Here is a 2,154-nt window from a genome sequence, read left to right as displayed (position 1 = left end):
GCGCGGCGACGCCCTCGCCTTCGCTGCCCAGCAATTCCGCGTGCACGCCGCGCAGGCTGATCTCGGCCGCCCTCCGACCATCGATCGTCCTGAAGCTTTGCAGGTCGAGATTGGCGGCGCGGCGATCGACCACGAACAGGCTGACGCCACCGCGATCGTGACGATGACCCGAGGTGCGCGCGGAGACGATCAGATGATCCGCCCATGGCGCGGCCATCACCGCCGTCTTCTCGCCGGTGAGGACGTAGCCGTCGCCGTCGCGGCGTGCCGTGGTGGTGACGGTGGCGAGGTCGAAGCGCGAACCCTTCTCGGTCCAGGCCAGCGCCCAAAGTTTCGTGCCTGCGATGATGTCGGCAATGAACGCTTGCCTCTGCGCGTCGGAACCTGCCTGCTCGATCAAGCCACCCGCAACGACGACCGTCTCGACGAACGGCTCGACCACGAGATGGCGGCCAAACTCCTGCATGATGATCATGGTCGACAGCGGCCCGCCGCCGAGCCCGCCGACCGCTTCCGAGAACGGCGCGCCAAGCAGGCCGAGTTCGGCGAATTCAGCCCATTGCTTGCGGCCAAACCCCTCTTCGCTCGCGACGATCTTGCGGCGGGCGTCGAAATCATACTGATCGCGCAGCAGCCGCTGGACGCTGGACCGCAACAATTCCTGCTCTTCCGTGAACTGGATATCCATCCGATCCTCGTTGCCGCTAAAGCGCGATGAAATGCGCCTTAGCTCCTTGTTTGAGCATGATCTCCTCGGAAAACCGCTTCACACTTTTCCGGATCATGCTCTAGAGACCAAGCACCGCCTTGGCGATGATGTTGCGCTGGATCTCGTTCGATCCGCCGTAGATCGAGAGCTTGCGCGAGTTGAGGTATTTCTCCGACGCGGTGTGGCCGTAGTCCGGGCCCGGCATGAAGTGATTGGCGCTGACGGGATGCTCGCGGATCGCAAGCCCGTAATTGCCGATCGCCCGATGCGTCAGCTCGGTGATATCCTGGAAGATTTCGGTGCCGCGGATCTTGAACAGCGAGGCCGCCGGTCCCGGGTCGATGCCGCGCGCCATCTGGGCGACGACGCGAAGCTCGGTCGCCTCCAGCGCCAGCACGTCGAGCTCGACGCGGGCGATATCCCTGATGAATTCCAGATGCGCCGGATCGTCTTCCGGAATCTCCGCCTTGACGATCTTCTTCAACCGCTCGATATAGCGTGTCGAGCGACCGATGCCGGCCATGCTGGTGCGCTCATTGCCGAGCAGGAATTTGGCGTAGGTCCAGCCCTTGTTCTCCTCGCCGATCAGGTTCTCGGCGGGGACGCGGACGTTCTCCAGGAAGACGTCGTTGACCTCGTGCGAGCCGTCAATGGTGATGATCGGGCGCACGGTGACGCCCGGCGACTTCATGTCGATCAAGAGGAACGAGATACCGGACTGCGGCTTGGCCGTCGGATCGGTACGAACCAGGCAGAAGATCCAGTCGGCGTGCTGCGCCAGCGTGGTCCAGGTCTTGTGGCCGTTGACGATGTAATGGTCGCCGTCGCGCACCGCCTTGGTGCGGACGGTAGCGAGGTCGGAGCCGGAGCCCGGCTCCGAATAGCCCTGACACCACCAGTCCTCGCCGGACAGGATACGCGGCAGGAATTTCCTTTTCTGCGCGTCGTTGCCGAACGTGTAGATGACCGGGCCGACCATGGTGACGCTGAACGCCAGCGGCGGCATCGTGCCGGCGCGCGTCGTCTCCTGTTCGAAGATGAAGCGGCGGGTGATCGACCAGCCGGGCCCGCCATATTCCTTCGGCCAGAGCGGCGCGATCCAGCCCTTGTCGTGCAGGATGCGATGCCACAGCAGCATCTGCTCCTTGGAGAGATCAGTCTCCGGATTGGCGACGCGCATCTCCGCCGGGTAGTTGTCCTTGATGAAGGCGCGAACCTCATCGCGGAACGCCGCATCTTCAGGGGATAGCGCGAGTTCCATCTGACCGGCTCCCTACCACTTCTCGCCGAAGGGTCGGATTTCCAGCTCGAAGGTCCAGGCGCTCTTCGGCTGCTGATAGAGCTGCCAATAGGCGCCCGCGACCGATGCCGGCGGCATCAAGAGATCGGGATTGTCGAGCGCGTTCGGGCCGAGCGCCTCGATGCGGCGCTGCCGGACCCATTCG

At 63.9% G+C, this 2,154-nt stretch carries 1 protein-coding gene and 2 pseudogenes; all 3 read right to left on the bottom strand.

The features are described 5' to 3' along the window. Positions 1-631 (bottom strand): annotated as a pseudogene (locus tag AKL29_RS45845) (acyl-CoA dehydrogenase family protein); the annotation flags it as partial. Positions 632-788: 157 nt separating this feature from the next. After that, positions 789-1,970: an acyl-CoA dehydrogenase family protein gene (locus AKL29_RS31265; protein WP_050386816.1), complete on the bottom strand. Its 1,182-nt coding sequence runs from the start codon at positions 1,968-1,970 to the stop codon at positions 789-791. A gap of 12 nt (positions 1,971-1,982) precedes the next feature. Then, positions 1,983-2,154, bottom strand: a pseudogene (locus AKL29_RS45840) (short-chain dehydrogenase); the annotation flags it as partial.

It is taken from the genome of Bradyrhizobium pachyrhizi, from assembly GCF_001189245.1.
In the GTDB taxonomy this organism is placed as follows: Bacteria; Pseudomonadota; Alphaproteobacteria; order Rhizobiales; family Xanthobacteraceae; genus Bradyrhizobium; species Bradyrhizobium pachyrhizi.
The sequence above is the reverse complement of the archived record's forward strand: the minus strand, read 5'-3'. Positions and strand labels throughout refer to the sequence as shown.